This window comes from Rhodococcus sp. AH-ZY2, assembly GCF_030916465.1.
GTDB lineage: Bacteria > Actinomycetota > Actinomycetes > Mycobacteriales > Mycobacteriaceae > Rhodococcus > Rhodococcus ruber.
The window spans coordinates 154,099-169,647 of the sequence record NZ_CP126460.1; the positions used below are offsets into that span (position 1 = coordinate 154,099).

The 15,549-nt window shown below is 64.4% G+C and carries 11 protein-coding genes and 5 pseudogenes; 8 read left to right on the plus strand and 8 right to left on the minus strand.

Annotated elements, in window-relative coordinates; genetic code table 11:
* Positions 1-36: 36 nt before the first annotated feature.
* From QNA09_RS28205 to QNA09_RS28235, 7 genes are all read right to left on the minus strand, one after another.
* Positions 37-1,134, minus strand: a complete 1,098-nt coding sequence (locus tag QNA09_RS28205) for an MlaD family protein (protein ID WP_064257022.1) — start codon at positions 1,132-1,134, stop codon at positions 37-39.
* Positions 1,134-2,150 (minus strand): MlaD family protein, encoded by a 1,017-nt coding sequence (locus QNA09_RS28210; RefSeq protein WP_064257005.1) that lies wholly within the window; start codon positions 2,148-2,150, stop codon positions 1,134-1,136. The genes QNA09_RS28205 and QNA09_RS28210 overlap by 1 nt, the downstream gene beginning before the upstream one ends.
* Positions 2,150-3,145, minus strand: a complete 996-nt coding sequence (locus QNA09_RS28215; RefSeq protein WP_064257006.1) for an MlaD family protein — start codon at positions 3,143-3,145, stop codon at positions 2,150-2,152. The genes QNA09_RS28210 and QNA09_RS28215 overlap by 1 nt, the downstream gene beginning before the upstream one ends.
* A gap of 1 nt (position 3,146) precedes the next feature.
* Positions 3,147-4,136 carry an MlaD family protein gene (locus tag QNA09_RS28220; protein ID WP_082899731.1) on the minus strand — a complete coding sequence of 330 codons (990 nt, stop codon included), beginning with the start codon at positions 4,134-4,136 and terminating at the stop codon, positions 3,147-3,149.
* A gap of 74 nt (positions 4,137-4,210) precedes the next feature.
* Positions 4,211-5,074 (minus strand): ABC transporter permease, encoded by an 864-nt coding sequence (locus QNA09_RS28225; protein WP_156665294.1) that lies wholly within the window; start codon positions 5,072-5,074, stop codon positions 4,211-4,213.
* Positions 5,071-5,901 carry an ABC transporter permease gene (locus QNA09_RS28230; protein WP_064257009.1) on the minus strand — a complete coding sequence of 277 codons (831 nt, stop codon included), beginning with the start codon at positions 5,899-5,901 and terminating at the stop codon, positions 5,071-5,073. Before QNA09_RS28230 ends, QNA09_RS28225 begins: the two co-directional genes overlap by 4 nt.
* A gap of 342 nt (positions 5,902-6,243) precedes the next feature.
* Positions 6,244-7,047 carry an ATP-binding cassette domain-containing protein gene (locus QNA09_RS28235; RefSeq protein ID WP_156666128.1) on the minus strand — a complete coding sequence of 268 codons (804 nt, stop codon included), beginning with the start codon at positions 7,045-7,047 and terminating at the stop codon, positions 6,244-6,246.
* 393 nt (positions 7,048-7,440) lie between these two features.
* Here QNA09_RS28235 and QNA09_RS28240 point away from each other — a divergent pair.
* The 8 genes and pseudogenes from QNA09_RS28240 to QNA09_RS28275 all read left to right on the plus strand — a co-directional run.
* Positions 7,441-7,721, plus strand: a pseudogene (locus QNA09_RS28240) (hypothetical protein); the annotation flags it as partial.
* A gap of 12 nt (positions 7,722-7,733) precedes the next feature.
* Entirely contained in the window at positions 7,734-7,892 is a 159-nt protein-coding gene (locus QNA09_RS28245; protein ID WP_156666129.1) for a hypothetical protein, read from the plus strand.
* A pseudogene (gene fdhD, locus QNA09_RS28250) lies at positions 7,880-8,787 on the plus strand (formate dehydrogenase accessory sulfurtransferase FdhD). Before QNA09_RS28245 ends, fdhD begins: the two are co-directional and overlap by 13 nt.
* Positions 8,788-8,815: 28 nt before the next feature.
* Complete coding sequence (locus QNA09_RS28255) at positions 8,816-8,974, plus strand: hypothetical protein (protein ID WP_156666130.1); 159 nt, start codon at positions 8,816-8,818, stop codon at positions 8,972-8,974.
* A gap of 1,391 nt (positions 8,975-10,365) precedes the next feature.
* Positions 10,366-10,797 (plus strand): annotated as a pseudogene (locus QNA09_RS28260) (transposase); the annotation flags it as partial.
* A 133-nt stretch (positions 10,798-10,930) separates the two neighbouring features.
* Positions 10,931-11,160, plus strand: a pseudogene (locus tag QNA09_RS28265) (acyl-CoA dehydrogenase family protein); the annotation flags it as partial.
* A gap of 187 nt (positions 11,161-11,347) precedes the next feature.
* Complete coding sequence (locus tag QNA09_RS28270; RefSeq protein WP_064257011.1) at positions 11,348-12,745, plus strand: IS1380 family transposase; 1,398 nt, start codon at positions 11,348-11,350, stop codon at positions 12,743-12,745.
* Positions 12,746-12,873: 128 nt separating this feature from the next.
* A pseudogene (locus QNA09_RS28275) lies at positions 12,874-14,241 on the plus strand (ISL3 family transposase).
* A 25-nt stretch (positions 14,242-14,266) separates the two neighbouring features.
* Here QNA09_RS28275 and QNA09_RS28280 read toward each other — a convergent pair.
* A complete protein-coding gene (locus QNA09_RS28280) occupies positions 14,267-15,334 on the minus strand; it encodes an IS110 family transposase (protein ID WP_064061575.1) in 1,068 nt (355 codons plus the stop codon).
* Positions 15,335-15,549 lie beyond the last annotated feature (215 nt).

A 15,549-nucleotide genomic window follows, 5' to 3' on the forward strand; every position in this document is an offset into this window, starting at 1 on the left:
CTGACAGAGCGCATAGCGCCACCGTCGAGGGATGCCTCATCGGGACGTCACCGCCCCGAGCACCAACTGCGCAAGGTCCGTCGTCGGTATACCGTCGACGTCCCGGCAGCGGCCGGGAGTGGCCGCGTTCACTGCGGTGCACAGAGCGCTCGCCTCGTCGCCGCGGAGCGCGACTTTCGGTGCCGCGTATCCGATCGAGACCCGCCCTGTGACAGGGTCCGTGACATTCCCGAACCCGGCCGCGATGCCTGGCACCATGTCCAGGAGACCACGCAGACCGTCGACGTTCGCCGCCGCCCACCGCAGGAATGGAACCGTCGATTCGAGCTCCTTACTCACAGATCCTCCGGCCAGCACACTCAGTTCGTTCAACATCGGGAGCACCTTCGCTAGTGCGTCGCCCAACTCCACGACCATCGGGAACAGCTGGTTGTCGAGCACCTCGAAGGTCTCGGGGAACCGGGTGAACATTGCCTGGATGTCCGTCCACCCGCGGTTCGCACTCGCTGCGAGCGACGACAACGCATCGATGATCCGGCCGATCCGTGCGATGTCGACATCAGCCGAACCCAGCGCTCCTCCGAGCGTGTTGATCATCGTGTTCACCTCGCCACCGGTACCCGACAGCGCATTGTCCAGGGCCCGCAGCGACTCTCCTAGATCCGACTCGGTGCCGACTTCGGTCCCACGAAGCTCGTCCGATAGGTGGGCCACGGCGTCCAGTGCAGTGGTGAGGCTCTGTGGCGTCAACGTACTGGTGATACATGTGTCGGGATTCCACGCCTGTCCGGCACCGTCGCTGAACACCGTGAGATCACGGTCGGCGACGATGCTGTCGGAGACCGTCGTCGCCGACACCTCGCCCACCGGTGCGTGCTTCTCCTCCACCGTGAAGTCGACACGAACCGTGGCGCCGTTGCCACGGATTGCGGTGACGGCACCGACGTCGATGCCGCGGATGGTTACCTTGCTGTCCTTGTGAAGTCCGATCGAATCCGGCATCAACGCGCAGTACGACAGACTGCGCGCGTCTGGACCGGAATAGACGGTGAAGCCGACGATCACGACGAGGGCAAGAACAACGGTTCCGATGATCGACATGAGTGCCCGGGAGCCGAGCAGGCGGTGGATCATCAGCAGCTTCTTCCTGGGACGGGTACACACAGGCGAGGTGCGACGACGACGGTGCCGGAGTCGTCGATGACAGGGTCATCGGTGGCGAGGATCTGGTCCGTCCGCGTCGCGAGCGACCGGACTGTGGCCAGCATCGTGTCGAGGTTCTCGCTGATGCGGACAAGTTCTGGGGCCAGTTCCTTCAACACGGGGACGAGGGGCTTCACCGTCGCTTGCCACGCGGGTTCCAGGCCCTCGATCCGCTGGATGGCGCTCACTGTCAGCGTTCCGGCCAACTGCATCTCGGCCTGCTTGTCCAGTACCGTCGTCTCCAACTGGTTCACGCTGACGACGAATCTCGCCAATTGTGCTTTGGTCTGCTCCAGTGCACCGGAGTACTCCTCGACAACCGCGAGGGCCTCTGACACCTGGTCGCTCTGGCGGTCGAGTATGTCGGCGAACGACGTTAGCCCCTCAACTACCTGTCGCACACTGTCTGGTGCGGCCTCGAGCGCCGCGCCGGACAGTGTCAGTGACTCGTTGACCGAGCCGCCGTCGACGGCGTCCAATGGGCGGATCGCGTCCTGGAAGACCTGGTTGAGGCTGTACGGCAACCGCACTCGATCTGCAGGTATCGGCTGATCTCCCAAGGGCTGGTCGCCAGCCGGCTGCAGTGCGATGTAGTGGCCACCGACGATGGTCAGCATGCGCACGTCGAGACTCGACTCACGGCCGACAAAGACGTCACGGTCGACGGTGAACGTCAACCGCACGTGGTCGGGTTCGAGTTCGAGTTCGGTGACCGTGCCGACGGATATTCCGGCGACTCTCACCCCGTCGCCAACCGCGATCGACTGAGCCTCGGTCGCGAAAGCCGTGTACGTGTGCTTGCCGACCGGAAGCACCGAGAACAGGCCCGCAGCGCCGAGAAGGGCAACCACCACGCTGACACCGAGCAACCCTCGCCGGAGTTCGCGGCGCTCTGTGAAACCTGCCTGCGATTCCCGTGACCGGCGCTCGCGAAGCCGTCGAACCATCACTGGCACACCACCACTCGCTGCCCCGAGATCAAGACCTGAAGCTGCGTCGGCAACTCCGCTGGCCCTCGACTGCATCCGAGGTCGAGACCTGTCCCGCCGGTCGCAGCCTGCATGTCGAGTGACTGGAGCACCACGGGGAGCCTGCGCAGCGAGTCCACGGCCGCGGCTGGGTTCGGAAAAACAGTTCGGACGAGTTCATCGAGATCGGGATTCGACTCCGGCGTCAACCCAAGGTTCGCCAAAAGACTGTCCAGCGGCGCCATCACGGCTGGCGCCGTGAGGGCGAAGTCGACGACGCCTTCTACCTTGCGTTGCAACTCGTCGAAGAGATTGGCGAGTTGGGTGAGCAGGACGATGGCCTGAGGGGACCGACCTCCGAGTTGTTCGGAGATGATCGACAGATTGCGAATCAACGTCGACACGACCACTTGGCGGTCGGTCGCGTATTCACTCAACTGGCCGATTGAATCCATCGCCGGGCCGATGCCGGTGCCGTCGCCTTCGATGACTGCGATCACGCTGCGTGTCAACTGATTCAACGATTCCGGGGACAGCTCTTTCAACACCGGTCGAAGCCCGTTGAACACGGAGGTGATGTCGAACGAGGGCACCGTCTGTGATGTGTCGATCGACGTACCAGGGCCGATCTGCGACCCAGGCTCGGGTGCCTGCTGCACATCCAGATACCTTTGACCGGTCAGATTTTGGTAGCGGATCGCGAGCGTCGAGTTGTCGAATACCGAGTGGTTCGACAGCACCGTGAACCGCACGCGGGCCAGGCTGCCCGCGAGGACCACCGACTCCACCTTGCCCACGGCGACACCGAACATTCGGACGTCGTCACCGGTCGCAAGGCCACTGGCATCGGTAAACATGCCCTCGTAACTGTCGGTGTCCCCATCGACAGGTCGCTGCACGGCGGTGATCACCGCCGTGAGAAGGACCACGATCAGGACGCCGAAGATGCCCAGTTTCATTCCGGTTCGCAACATGTCACTCCCCCACAGGTTTCGGGGCCGCCATCGAGGCCAGCGGTCCGAGCAGCACGTGCGCCACTCCGGGCGCGGTGTCGACGTTCACCTCGGCCTGCAAGACCGGCCCGGCGGGGCCGTCGGTGAATCCCCGGTTCAGCCGACGGAGAAGCTCGGCAAGCTCCGCAGAGGTCCGTTGCGGCGTCGACACCGAGGCGGTCGCCGCATTCAGAAGGGGCACAACAAGATTTGTGAATCCTGTGAGGTTGTCCTCGCCGGCTAGTCCGAGAGCGGTGCCGGCAGGTAGCAGGTCGTTCACGATCGCGTCCACCGTGGCGTCGAAGTGCTCGCGGTCCTCACGCAGCGGTTGGTTGGATCGCAGCACGTCGAAGACCCCAATGGTGGCGGCCGTGAAGTCGCCCAGCCCCGTAGCAGCGCGGCCATATTCCCCCGCCAGTTCCGAGGCTGGCATCCATTGAGTCTCTTCGACCACGCTGGCGACAGCGATGCCCGCCCGCAGCAGCGGTGCGAAAGAATCGATGCCGGCGGACAGCTGTGTCAGGGCCGATGTCAGCTGCGGGGTCAGAGCCTGACCTGTGATGCTCGAGAACTGCCGCAGTAACGCACTCATCGTGGCGTCGTAGACGTCGCCAGCGCGGGGACCGGTCAGGTCGATCGTCGTTCCGTCTCGAAGCTCGGCGCCACCGGGTCCGGACACCAGTTCCACCCCGCTGATTCCGAACAGGTTCGATGGCGCGTAATCGACGCGAAGACTGTCGTCGATCCCGAACAGGCGATCACGGTCAAGCGCCAGATCCAGTGTCACGATCCCATTGCCGGCGGCGGTGACACCCTCGACAGTTCCGACGTCCACTCCGCGGGAGCGCACCGAAGTGCCCTCGCCGACTCCGTCGCCGAGCAGCTCCGTCTCCACCACAACGTGCATGCGCGGGTCGTCGGCGGACGTCAACGGTCCAAGCCACACCAGGAGGATGGCAACGGCGAGAACCACGACGACGACTCCGGTCCTCGTGGCTTCCGGTCGGGTCGTGGGGACTCCCGGCACTGCGTAATTTGGCATCGTCGTCACCCCGTGAACATGATTGTCGCGTTGAATCCCCACAGCGCGAGGCTCATCAGCATGTTGAGAGCGACGATCGCCACGAAACTGGCGCGCACGGCCCTGCCTGAGGCCAACCCCACCCCTTCCGGGCCACCCGAGGCAAAGAAGCCGTGGTAGCTGTGAATCATGATCACCACCACACCGAAGACGACCGCCTTCGCCGTGGCGGCGAGGATGTCCGGTCCGCTGACGAACTGCAGGAAGTAGTGGTCATAGACGCCACCTGACTGACCGTGCACCGTGATCGTCAGCAACCGGCACGCAAAGTAGCTGAGAATCAGCGTGATGAGGAAGGTGGGCACGATCGCCACACCACCAGCGACCACGCGTGTCGTGACGACGAACGGGAGCGACCTCAGTCCCATCGACTCGAGAGCGTCGATCTCCTCGGAGATTCGCTGGGATCCGATCTCGGCAGTGATCCTGCAGCCAGCCTGCGCCGCGAAACCGATTGCGGCGGCGATGGGCGCGAGTTCGCGAGTGCTTGCGAACGATGAGACGATCCCGGTGAGCGGGCCGAGTCCGACCATGTTCAGGGTCGTGTAGGACTCGATACCGATCAGTGCACCCATCGCCAGCCCGAGAACAGCGAGCAACGGCACAGTGCCGCCACCGACGAAAACGGATCCGCGACCCCATGTCATGTCAGTGATCGCGCGCACCGTCTGATGCCGGTAGTGGACGACAGTGAATGGAACCGACGCGATCACCCGCCAACAGAAGACGAGGGTGAAGCCGAGCGACTCGACAGGGTTGACGCGCAGACCCGCACGAGCGGCACGGACGACACCCTCGAGACCACGGGGCACGTACGACGACGCCATCACGCCAGCCTCGGGGGCAGCAGCTGCGCAAGAATCTGCGTGATCGCGAGGTTCGCGAGGACGATCGAGGCGACCGACAGAACGACCGACGCGTTGACGCCGTCGGCCACTCCTCGCGGCCCCCCCTTCGCTTCGAGGCCACGCTGACTGGCGATGATCACGACGAGGAACCCGAAGACGACCGACTTTCCGAGTGAGACCCAGATGTCGCTCGTGGTGACGAACGCGCCGAACGTTCCCCAGTAGCTGCCGGGGGTGACGCCACGCCCGATGACTGCCGCTAGATAGCCGGACAGGATGCCGACCGCCATGATCAGGACGTTGAGCATCGGGGCTACGACGACCATGGCAACGAAACGGGGTACCACCAGGCGACGCACTGGGTCGATGCCGAGTGTTCGTAGAGCGTCGATCTCCTCGCGAATCGTTCGTGCACCGAGATCGGCGGCGATCGCGGCCGCGCCGGCCCCGCCCAGCAGGAAGCCGGTCGCCATGGGGGCGCCCTGCTTGATCACGCCCATACCACCTGCGGCTCCTAGCAATGCATCAGCGCCCAATTGTTCAATGAGGTTTCCGACCTGGATCGAAACGATGATTCCGAAGGGAATCGCGATGAGCACGGCTGGTACCGCGGTGACGGTCACCAGGAACCACGCCTGCTGAAGCGCGTCCTTCCAGCGGAACCGTCCTCGCACTGTGTCGGTGACCGAACCGCCGACAACGGTTGCCGCAAGCTCGACGGCCCGCCCGAACGTTCGCAGTCCGGATTCCACGACATCGGTGAAGTTGGTCCGGAGTACCTGTGCGGCAGCGCGCATCGAACCGTCCATGGTTAACCCCCTGATCGACAAGTTCTCTACGACACCCGCCGAATCGAACACAATGTCCGACAGTATGTATGCCCCTCTTCTGGAGCGTCAAGCAGTTGTTGTGGCCGCGCGAGGGTCATCTCGCCAACCCCGGGCGGCGCGCGCTTCCGCTGACGAGCGGATCCGAATGTGGCACCGGATCCCCGGAGCCTGCTGAACCCTGCGCGCTTCTCGTTCGACTCTGACGACTCTCACCACGACAGAGACACCCCGTCAGCTGAGGTTCGGCGGAACCGGGCCGTAGCATGCAAGCCAGCCGATTCGAGCGATCTCGGCCACCGAGTTACACCACTCTATGGGGCACTACTTCCCAGCGCTCAGGGCAGCCCCTGCTTCCTCCTCATGCTTGAGCAACTTGCTCACGAGGGCGGGTCGGTCCAGATCACTCATCCGGTCATCGGCGGCGATCGCACCGTCCATGAGAATCACGGCGCGGTGCGCGCACTCGAACACCTCCGATAGCTTGTGCGTGACTACAACAATCAAAGCTCCCGCTGCGGCGAGTTCTTTAAGGACTCCGAGGACCAGCAGCGAGTCAGCCTTAGTGAGGTTCGAGGTCGCCTCATCGACGAACACCTTGTTCGCTCCCAGTGCGAGAGCACGAGCAACCGCAACCAAGGTCCTCTGCCCTGGCGACAGCTCCCTAATCAGAACCGACGGATCGATGTCGAGGCTGACTGACTGCAAGGCCGCACGCACAAGAGGAGCTTCCCTTCGGCGGTCGATTAGTGGACCGAACCGTGAGGTATTCGGCTGTCCGAGTCGAAGGTTGTCGGCAACACTCAGATCCTCAACCAACCCCAGATCTTGGTGAATAAAGGCAACATCCGGGCGTCCTGCCAGGGAATCGACCTGCCGTCCATCGACCTCCACGTGACCACTATCCGCTGTGTAGTAGCCATCGAGCACTTTGATCAGGGTCGATTTGCCGGCGCCATTGGGGCCCATCAGCCCTACGATCTCACCGCCCCGAAGGTCGAGGTTGATCCCCGCCAGAACCGCGTTCCCGCTAAAGGACTTCTTGATGTCGACCAAGCGCAGCGACGGTACGGAGGGGTATCCGGTCGGCTGCGGCAGATCGATCGAGCCCTGCGATACCTGATCCACGCTCACTCCATGCTTATATAGGAACGTCCATGCGTACTTAGGAATGACTATGACCCGGGTCACGCCAATTTGTCAACACCACCTCAGTGGAGACCTCCCTACCCCAGTCCCCCATCTCGCATCATCCGTCCCATTTCAGCCGCCCCTCGGTCCCTGCGTCGAGGCAGCAGTATCCCGTTCAGGGTGAAGCAGGCCCACGAATGCGTGACCTTATGCTGAACCCGAATAGATCTGCCGCGGTGAGTCTTTCGGTCGATTGAATTCTGCGGTAACCTACCTCCAGACTGGTGAACCCTCCGTCAACAACCTCCTGCAGTTTTAGAGCCGGAAAAGCCATGTTCGCGGTTAACAATCTGTACTGGTTGCCGGTGCCTGGGGGCGGGAGATCCTACAGCTCCGGGCCACCGGGTAGATCTGATCTTCGAATGGACCCGCCCCGACGGAGCCGTGGAGGAACGCCGGGCCGAGAACTTCCGGTTCGTCTCCTATCCACCCCGGCCGGCAACGTCGCCGCCTACTATCCCGAAACCAATCCCCTCGTCCCGTTGGATCACGTGGCCCGCAAATCCAACACCCCCGTCTCCAAGGCGATCACCATCCGCCTCGAACCCCACACGAGATCCAAGGACACACCGGAGATCTCCCGCCGTGAACTCGAACCCACTCCCATCTAAGGCCGATGTCCGATGCTGACCTTGATCGCCCACGCCGTCGTTGCGGCCATCCACCTGCCGTTGCGCTACCTCGGGGTGTCCGTACCGCTGCCTGCACCCGGGATCGAACAGCGAGTACCGGTAGGCCATTACGGCATTCACGAAGATGGCTTCGATCCATGGGACGAGTAACCACCCACACCCGCATCACCCGACTCGAGGCGCAACGCCGGTCGGTGCGATCGGACACCGTGGTCGTCGAAGAACCCCTCGAACTCCGCCTCAACGGCACCGCACTGTCGGTCACGATGCGCACCCCCGGCTCCGACATCGAACTCGCCCAAGGATTCCCGCTCACCGAGGGCATCATCACCGACCGCGACGCCATCACCGCGATCCGCTACTGCAACAGCACCGACGAGAACGGACGCAACACCTACAACGTCCTCGACATCGACCTCACCCCCGGCGTCGACCTGCCCGAGACCGGCCTCGAACGCAACTTCTACACCACCTCCTCGTGCGGGGTGTACGGCAAAGCCTCCCTCGATGCGATCCGCCAACGCACCCGCCACTCCCCCGCCCACGACCCCGTCGTCGTCGATCCGGGCGTCCTGGTGACGATGCCGGACACGCTCCGACACGCCCAGACGACCTTCGACCGCGCCGGGGGACTGCACGCCGCTGGCCTGTTCACTACCGACGGTGACCTGCTTGACCTGCGCGAAGACATCGGACGGCACAACGCCGTCGACAAGATCATCGGCTGGGCCGTCGAAAATCGACGGTTAACGCTGCGCCGCACCGTGTTGGTCGTGGGCGGACGCGCCTCCTTCGAACTGACCAGAAAGCCGTCATGGTCGGCATCCCCATCCTGGCCGCCGTCTCCGCCCCCTCCTCCCGGGCCCTCGACCTCGCCCACGACGCCGGACCGACCCTCGTCGGTTTCCTCCGCGGGAACACCATGAACATCTACACCCACCCGAACCGGCTACACAGTTGCGACCGATCCATCAATGCTTCGCTCCTCTGCACCAGAGCCCGACCTGACCTGCCCCTTCGACCATCTGTACGAGAACACAGATAGACACTCCCATCGAGCACAGGACCTCCAGATGACATACCGCCGCAAGACCGTCGACCCCGTCACCGACAACAACGCTCTCACCGACACCGACCTCGCCGCAGTGGTCGAGGCTCTGACCGGCGAATCCTTCGACTATGCCGAATCTGACTCAAAGCACCGCGCACCGCGACGTGACACTCGCCGCTGATCACCGAGGCCGGGACGGTCGCGAGGACCCCTCGACTGGGCGGCCAACCCTGGACACCCCGCGTATCACCGGATCGACGGCTCTCGGTACTCATTCCATTCCATACCGGGCCCGGCCCCTCGGCATGAAACGCACACCGTCACGTCGGTACTGCTTTTGCTGACGATCCCCACTCGTCGCCAGCAATGCTGGCAATGGTTGCGTCCCACGCTCCGCGTGCAATGCGTGCAATGCGTACACGCGCTGTTCCTGCCATAGAAGACCTTCGTGTCAGCCCGTCTTGCCGGTCTCAGCGGTAGGCTCGGCAGACGGTGATCGCGTTCGTTCTAGGCTCGGTAGCCGTGCAGGCCTTCATCGACGAAAACACCGTCCGCGGCATCATGGTGGTCGCTACGGTGGCCGACCCGTCCGCTGGACCGGGCCCGTCGGACATTGACGGCGTTGCGACTGAAAGGCCAAGAACGCATTCACTTCAAGTCCGAGCGCGACACACGCCGGCGTGCGATCTGCTCGGCGTTGGTGACCTTGGATATACACGTCCGCGTCTACCATGCCGCCGAACTCGCACCCAAAATCGGACGTCCCCGATGCCTCGAAGCACTCGTCGGCGACCTGGCCGAGCTACCGCTCTCCCGGTTGGTGCTCGAGGAGGACGATTCGACGGTCAGGTCCGATCGGCGAGTCTTGTTCGATGGCACCGGCAAGCACGGGCTGCGTGACCGGCTGACCTATCACCATCTGCGGGCCAAGCAGGAATTGATGCTGTGGATTCCGGATGCGGTCGCGTGGTGCCTGGCCAAAAGGGGGCGAATGGTCCGCTCACGTGCGGCCGCTGATCGGCAAGACGATGATCGTGGAATAGAAACGCGAAACCCGGCTCGCCAACCGTCCGGAAGGCTGCCGGGTCCACTCCACCAGTGCTACTGCCCTGGGCACAGTCCACGATGCCAGAGCCGGCGAGTGTGCGCAACTACGTGCGCACTCGTGCGTAACTTCGGCGGTGGTGACGGTGCAGGCCGCGCGGTCGACTCCCATACCGCTGCTGGTGCCGGATTCGCAGACGGAACTCGGTCGGTCCGACCGTTCAGCGTTGCAAGGGCCATGGCGGTGGGTCCACTTTCCTGCTCCAGCGAACGGGAAGCTTCATCACTTCCGGGGAGCTTCTGCCTGTTCAACCTTCAGTAGCTCTGCCAAGGCGTCCTTCACGATTGTAATCTGCCATAGTGCTGCGTCTTTCGAAGGCTCGACCAGGGTAAGTCCCAGGGAGTGGTGGGAATCGGTTGAGGGCATCGGGCCAGGTCCGTGGCGTGTCGCTCCCTCGCCGAGAGTGGGCCATCGCGTAGTGATCAACGAGTTACCGACCAAAGTGACGCACAGAAAGCAACCACGCGATGACCCACGACCATTCTGCACTGCTCGCCCAACACGACGCACTCACCGGTGCCGACAGCGCCACCGTGTTCGCCGAACTGATCCGCACCGGCCTGCAGGCGCTGATCGAAGCCGAAGCCACCGACAAGCTCGGCGCCGGCCGCTACGAGCGCACCGACACCCGCACCACCCATCGCAACGGCCATCGCACTAAGACCGTGGCCACCACCAGCCGCGATGTGGAGGTCAAGATCCCCAAACTGCGGTCGGGGTCGTTCTTCCCATCCTTGCTGGAGCGGCGCCGCCGCATCGACAAGGCCCTGTACGCGGTCGTTATGGAGGCCTATGTGCACGGCGTCTCCACCCGCAGCGTCGACGATGTGGTCGGCGCGTTGGGGGTCAGGTCAGGGATTTCGAGGTCGGAGGTCTCGCGGATCTGCGCGGGCCTCGATGGTCGTCGAATCATCCTCGACATCGCCTCTCAGGCAAAGGAAACTGACAACTCAACGCCGTGATATACCGAATCGCGCTCATGCGCGAGTCTCTCTACGACCACTGGCGTGACGGGATGCGTACGCTCCACGGCACGGCAACAAGGCCGCCGCCCCGTACGCCTCGGCCGCCAAGGTGTCAGTTCCCCGCGTGGTGCTGGAAGTCATCGACCGCGCCATCCAGTCCACGGCGGTGCCGGTGTGAGCGACGACGTCCCCCTGGCCGTGATGTACGGGTGACACCGCGCCATGCGCATCGTCGACGGCCCCAACGAAGTCCACGTGCAGGCCCTCGCCAAGAACGAACTCCGCAAATATCGGTAACCGTCGCGAAGGGTGGCCGGCGAGCGGAGACCGTAGCGCCTGAAACCCAAGACCTGAAGGCCTTAGCCTCAATCCACCGACGGCAATGTCCGATAGCGGCGTGTCGAATTGAAGAAAGTGCCCCCTGAACTGGGATGATTGATGTTCTTCAGGCAACAATCGGTCCGGTTCGAGAAAGGCACTTCCGGTGCAAGTGTCCCACAGGTTCGGCGCGAGGTCCGCGATGTTCGACGACGACAACCTCGTGTCCTACGGCGGCCTGGTGCCGGTGATGACGTTGGCCGAACAGACCGGCCTGCCGCATCTGCTGGCCGAGAAGGTCACGATCACCACCTCGAAGATCACATCCGGAGCGGCGAACCCGGCCCCGAAACTGACCACACTCATCGCCGGAATGTGCGCCGGCGCGGACAGCATCGATGATGTCGATGTGCTGCGCTCCGGTGGCATGACCACCCTGTTCGATCGGGTGTACGCGCCGTCGACAATCGGAACCCTGCTGCGCGAGTTCAGCTTCGGACACGCCCGCCAACTCGAATCGGTGCTGCGTACACATCTGGCCGCCCTCTCGGACCGGGTCGATCTGCTGCCCGGCGGCACGAAGCAGGTGTATCTCGACATCGACTCGCTGCTCCGCCCGGTCTACGGCCACGCCAAGCAGGGCGCGAGCTACGGACACACCAAGATCGCCGGCAAGCAGGTGCTGCGCAAAGGTCTGTCCCCGCTCGCCGCGGTGCTCAGCACCGACGACTGTGCCCCGGTGATCGCCGGGATGCGACTGCGCTCGGGCAAGACCGGATCCGGCAAGGGCGCCGGGCACATGGTGGCCGGAGCGATCGCCACCGCCCGGGCCGCCGGTGCCACCGGACGCGTCCTGGTGCGCGGCGACTCCGCCTACGGCACCCGCAAGGTCGTGCGCGCCTGCCTGCGCACCGACGCCCAGTTCTCCCTGGTGATGACGAAGAATCCGGCGATCAAGAAGGCGATCGCCGCGATCGACGACAACGCATGGACGCCGGTGCAATACCCGAACGCGGTCCGCGACCCCGACACCGGAGCCTGGATCTCCGACGCCGAGGTCGCCGAAATCTCCTACACCGCCTTCGCCTACACGAAAGACCGCACTACCGCCCGATTGGTGGTGCGCCGCGTCAAGGACGCCCGCTATCCCGATGCCCTGATCCCGGTGTGGCGGTATCACCCGTTCTTCACCAACTCGACCCTGCCCACCACCGAGGCCGACCTCGTCCACCGCAGACACGCGATCATCGAAACCGTGTTCGCCGACCTGATCGACGGTCCGCTCGCCCACATGCCGTCCGGGTCGTTCGGGGCGAACTCCGCCTGGGTGCTCTGCGCCGCGATCGCCCACAATCTGCTGCGCGCCACCGGCGTCCTCGCCGGCGGTCGATACGGCCGCGCCCGAGGAGCGACGCTGCGCCGCAAGATCGTCGCCGTCCCGGCACGCCTGGCCCGGCCGCAACGAAAGCCGATCCTGCACCTACCCAGCCACTGGCCGTACGCCTCACACTGGTTGCAGTTGTGGCGCAACACGATCGACTATCGGCCCTCTGTGGTTGCCTGACCTCAACCATCCCCGACACCGTCGGTCGAACTCGCTCGCAGTGGAAAAGCGGCTCTTCGCACTTGGTAGGGGCTGGTGCCGATCGACCCCGTTGCCGTGTCGGTGATTGAAAAAGGGCCCGCGCCCTTGTGAGCTGGGTGTTCTCAGGCATCCAGGACAGCAAGGAACGCGGGCATGCACCACGGTAGTTCATTGCTGCTCGATCTCGACGGCGTCATCGTCGAATCGGTGCAGCGCACGGTCGAGGGCAGCCGGATCGTGCAGATCGCAACGGCACCCGAATGGGTCGGGGTCTGCCCGCAGTGCGGGCAGAAGTCCACGCGTTCGAAGGGTTGGGTCACCACCAGACCGCGGGATGTGCAGGTCGGACCCGACCGTCCGCTGTTGGTGTGGCGGAAACGGAAATGGTTGTGCACCAATACCTCCTGTGCCCGTAAGGTGTTCACCGAGTCGACGCCGGGGGTGCCGTCCCGGGCACGGGTCACGCCCCGAGCGAAGGCGCTGCTGGTCGAGGCGGTCCTCGACGGGGACCGGTCGGTGTCCGCGGTCGCCGGCGACTACGGGTGCGCCTGGCACACTGTCCACGGCCACCTCGTCGTGGTCGCCGACGCCGCCCTGGCGACGAACCCGAACCGGTGGTCGTCCTCGGGATCGATGAGACCCGACGCGGGAAGGCGAAATGGGAAACTTGCCCCGAGACCGGGGAACGGAGATGGGTGGACCGGTGGGACACCGGACTGGTCGACCTGACCGGCGATCAAGGGTTGCTGGCGCAGGTCAACGGACGCACCTCCGCCGTGGTGATCGACTGGTTCGACGCCCGCGACGAGGCATGGAAGGCGCAGATCACCCATGTCGCGATCGATATGTCGTCGGTGTATGCGAAGGCGGTGCGCGAGGCACTGCCGCACGCGCAGCTGGTGGTGGACCGGTTCCACCTGGTCAAGAAGGCCAACGAGATGGTCGATACCGTCCGGCGCAGGGTCACCCAGGCCGAGCGGGGTCGGCGCGGCCGCAAGAGCGATGTCGAATGGATTAATCGCCGCCGGCTGCTGCGGGCCGCGGAGCGCCTAACCGATGAGCAACGATCGACACTGTTCGAGAAGCTGACCTCCGCCGACCCGCACGGGGACATCGCCGCCGCATGGATAGCGAAGGAACTGCTGCGCGATGTGTTGCGCTGCACCGACCGTGGTGGTCTGCGATACGAGATCCGAGATGCGCTGCACCGGTTCTACACGTTCTGCGCGGCATGCCGGGTCCCGGAGATCGGCAAGCTGGCGACGACCATCTCGGCGTGGCAGGAACCGATGATCCTGGCGATCACCTCCGGCCTGTCGAATGCGCGCAGTGAAGGCTACAACCGCATCGTCAAGCACGTCGGCCGCATCGCGTTCGGATTCCGTACCCCGGAGAACCAACGCCGCCGGGTACGGTGGGCCTGCACTCGTCGATCACGTCGGGTCGCATCCAGCCGGCGCCAATGCCACTGCTAACTGCGACACTCCTATTGACTTGCTGTCAAGCGGCGGTCGTTTGGCGTCGAGGCTGCAGCGTCTGGACGATGAGTGGATAGAGCTGCCGAACGAGATACCGTTTCAGGCAGCGGATGATTTCCATCTTCGTCTTGCCTTCCGCGATCCGTCGTGTCGCGTAGTTACGGGTCTGCTGGTCGTAGCGCAGCCGCACGAGCACGATGTGGTAGAGCGCTGAGTTCGCCTGCCGGTCGCCTGCGCGGTTGAGTCGGTGACGGTTGGTCTTGCCCGACGACGCCGGTATCGGACAGGCTCCGGCCAGTGCCGCGAACGCGGCTTCCGAGCGTAGCCTGTCAGGGTTGTCGCCGGCGGTGATCAGCAGCTGCGCCACGGTGTCTCGGCCGCAGCCGAAGACGCTCATCAGGTCCGGGGCATGGTCTTCGAGTAGCCGTTGCAGGTGCCCGGACAAGTCCTCGATCTGCTCGGTCAGTGCTTGCCAGCGCCGCGCCAGCAGCCGCAGGCTGTAGGCCGTGGCCTCGGCTGCGGTCACCGGCGCAGGTGTCGGTCGTGACGCCGCCAGCGCAGCGATCAACTTGGTGTTCGACAGGCCCCGGTAACGCGAACGCAGCTCCTCTGGCGCCGTGATCAGCATGCCCTTGATCTGGTTGATCGTCGCTGTCCTGGCGGTCAGTGCAGACGACCTCGAGGTGCGCAGCACCCGGAGCGACTCCACCAACCCATCGCCACCCTTGGGTGCGGCGCTGGCTCGACCCGACAGCACCGCCTCAGCGGCCGAATAGGCGTCGAAGGGATCGCTCTTGCCGCGAATCCGGCGATCGAACCGGTTGGGGCGGTTGACCTCACTGACCGCGATGCCCGCGACCTGCATCGCACGACTGACCCCAGCCCCGTACGAGCCGGTGCACTCGATGCCTACCTTCACCAGCCCAGGCCAGGACCGCAGGAACCGCAACGCCGCCTGGTAGCCGGCCGCGGTCGCTGGGACCTGTACATCTGCCAGTCGTCGTCCGGTGGCATCGATCGCTGCGACGTGGTGGGTGTCGGCGTGGGTATCGATTCCGCCGTAGACCTCGAGGTGATCCTGATTCACCATGGGACTGCGCCCTTCCATCTTGTCGGGTGCGCAGTCCGGCCGGGCGTCAGTCAGTTCACTATCGGGGATCTCGCCAGACTCCTATCAGGACATGACGGCCCGCCGGGCTGCACTCAAACGAGTGAGCCGAGCCGGTCGACACGTCGCAGACAGGACAGCCACCAACCTGCAGTGGCGTCAGAAGAGCCGTGAGCCAGACCCGCCCACCAGACCCA

Excerpts from the sequence above, each read along its gene's own strand:
- QNA09_RS28205 (WP_064257022.1), bottom strand. The coding sequence starts at position 1,134 with ATGATCCACCGCCTGCTCGGCTCCCGGGCACTCATGTCGATCATCGGA.
- QNA09_RS28210 (WP_064257005.1), bottom strand. The coding sequence starts at position 2,150 with ATGGTTCGACGGCTTCGCGAGCGCCGGTCACGGGAATCGCAGGCAGGT.
- QNA09_RS28215 (WP_064257006.1), bottom strand. The coding sequence starts at position 3,145 with ATGTTGCGAACCGGAATGAAACTGGGCATCTTCGGCGTCCTGATCGTG.
- QNA09_RS28230 (WP_064257009.1), bottom strand. The coding sequence starts at position 5,901 with ATGGACGGTTCGATGCGCGCTGCCGCACAGGTACTCCGGACCAACTTC.
- QNA09_RS28245 (WP_156666129.1), top strand. The coding sequence starts at position 7,734 with ATGCTGACCTTGATCGCCCACGCCGTCGTTGCGGCCATCCACCTGCCG.
- QNA09_RS28255 (WP_156666130.1), top strand. The coding sequence starts at position 8,816 with ATGACATACCGCCGCAAGACCGTCGACCCCGTCACCGACAACAACGCT.
- QNA09_RS28280 (WP_064061575.1), bottom strand. The coding sequence starts at position 15,334 with ATGGTGAATCAGGATCACCTCGAGGTCTACGGCGGAATCGATACCCAC.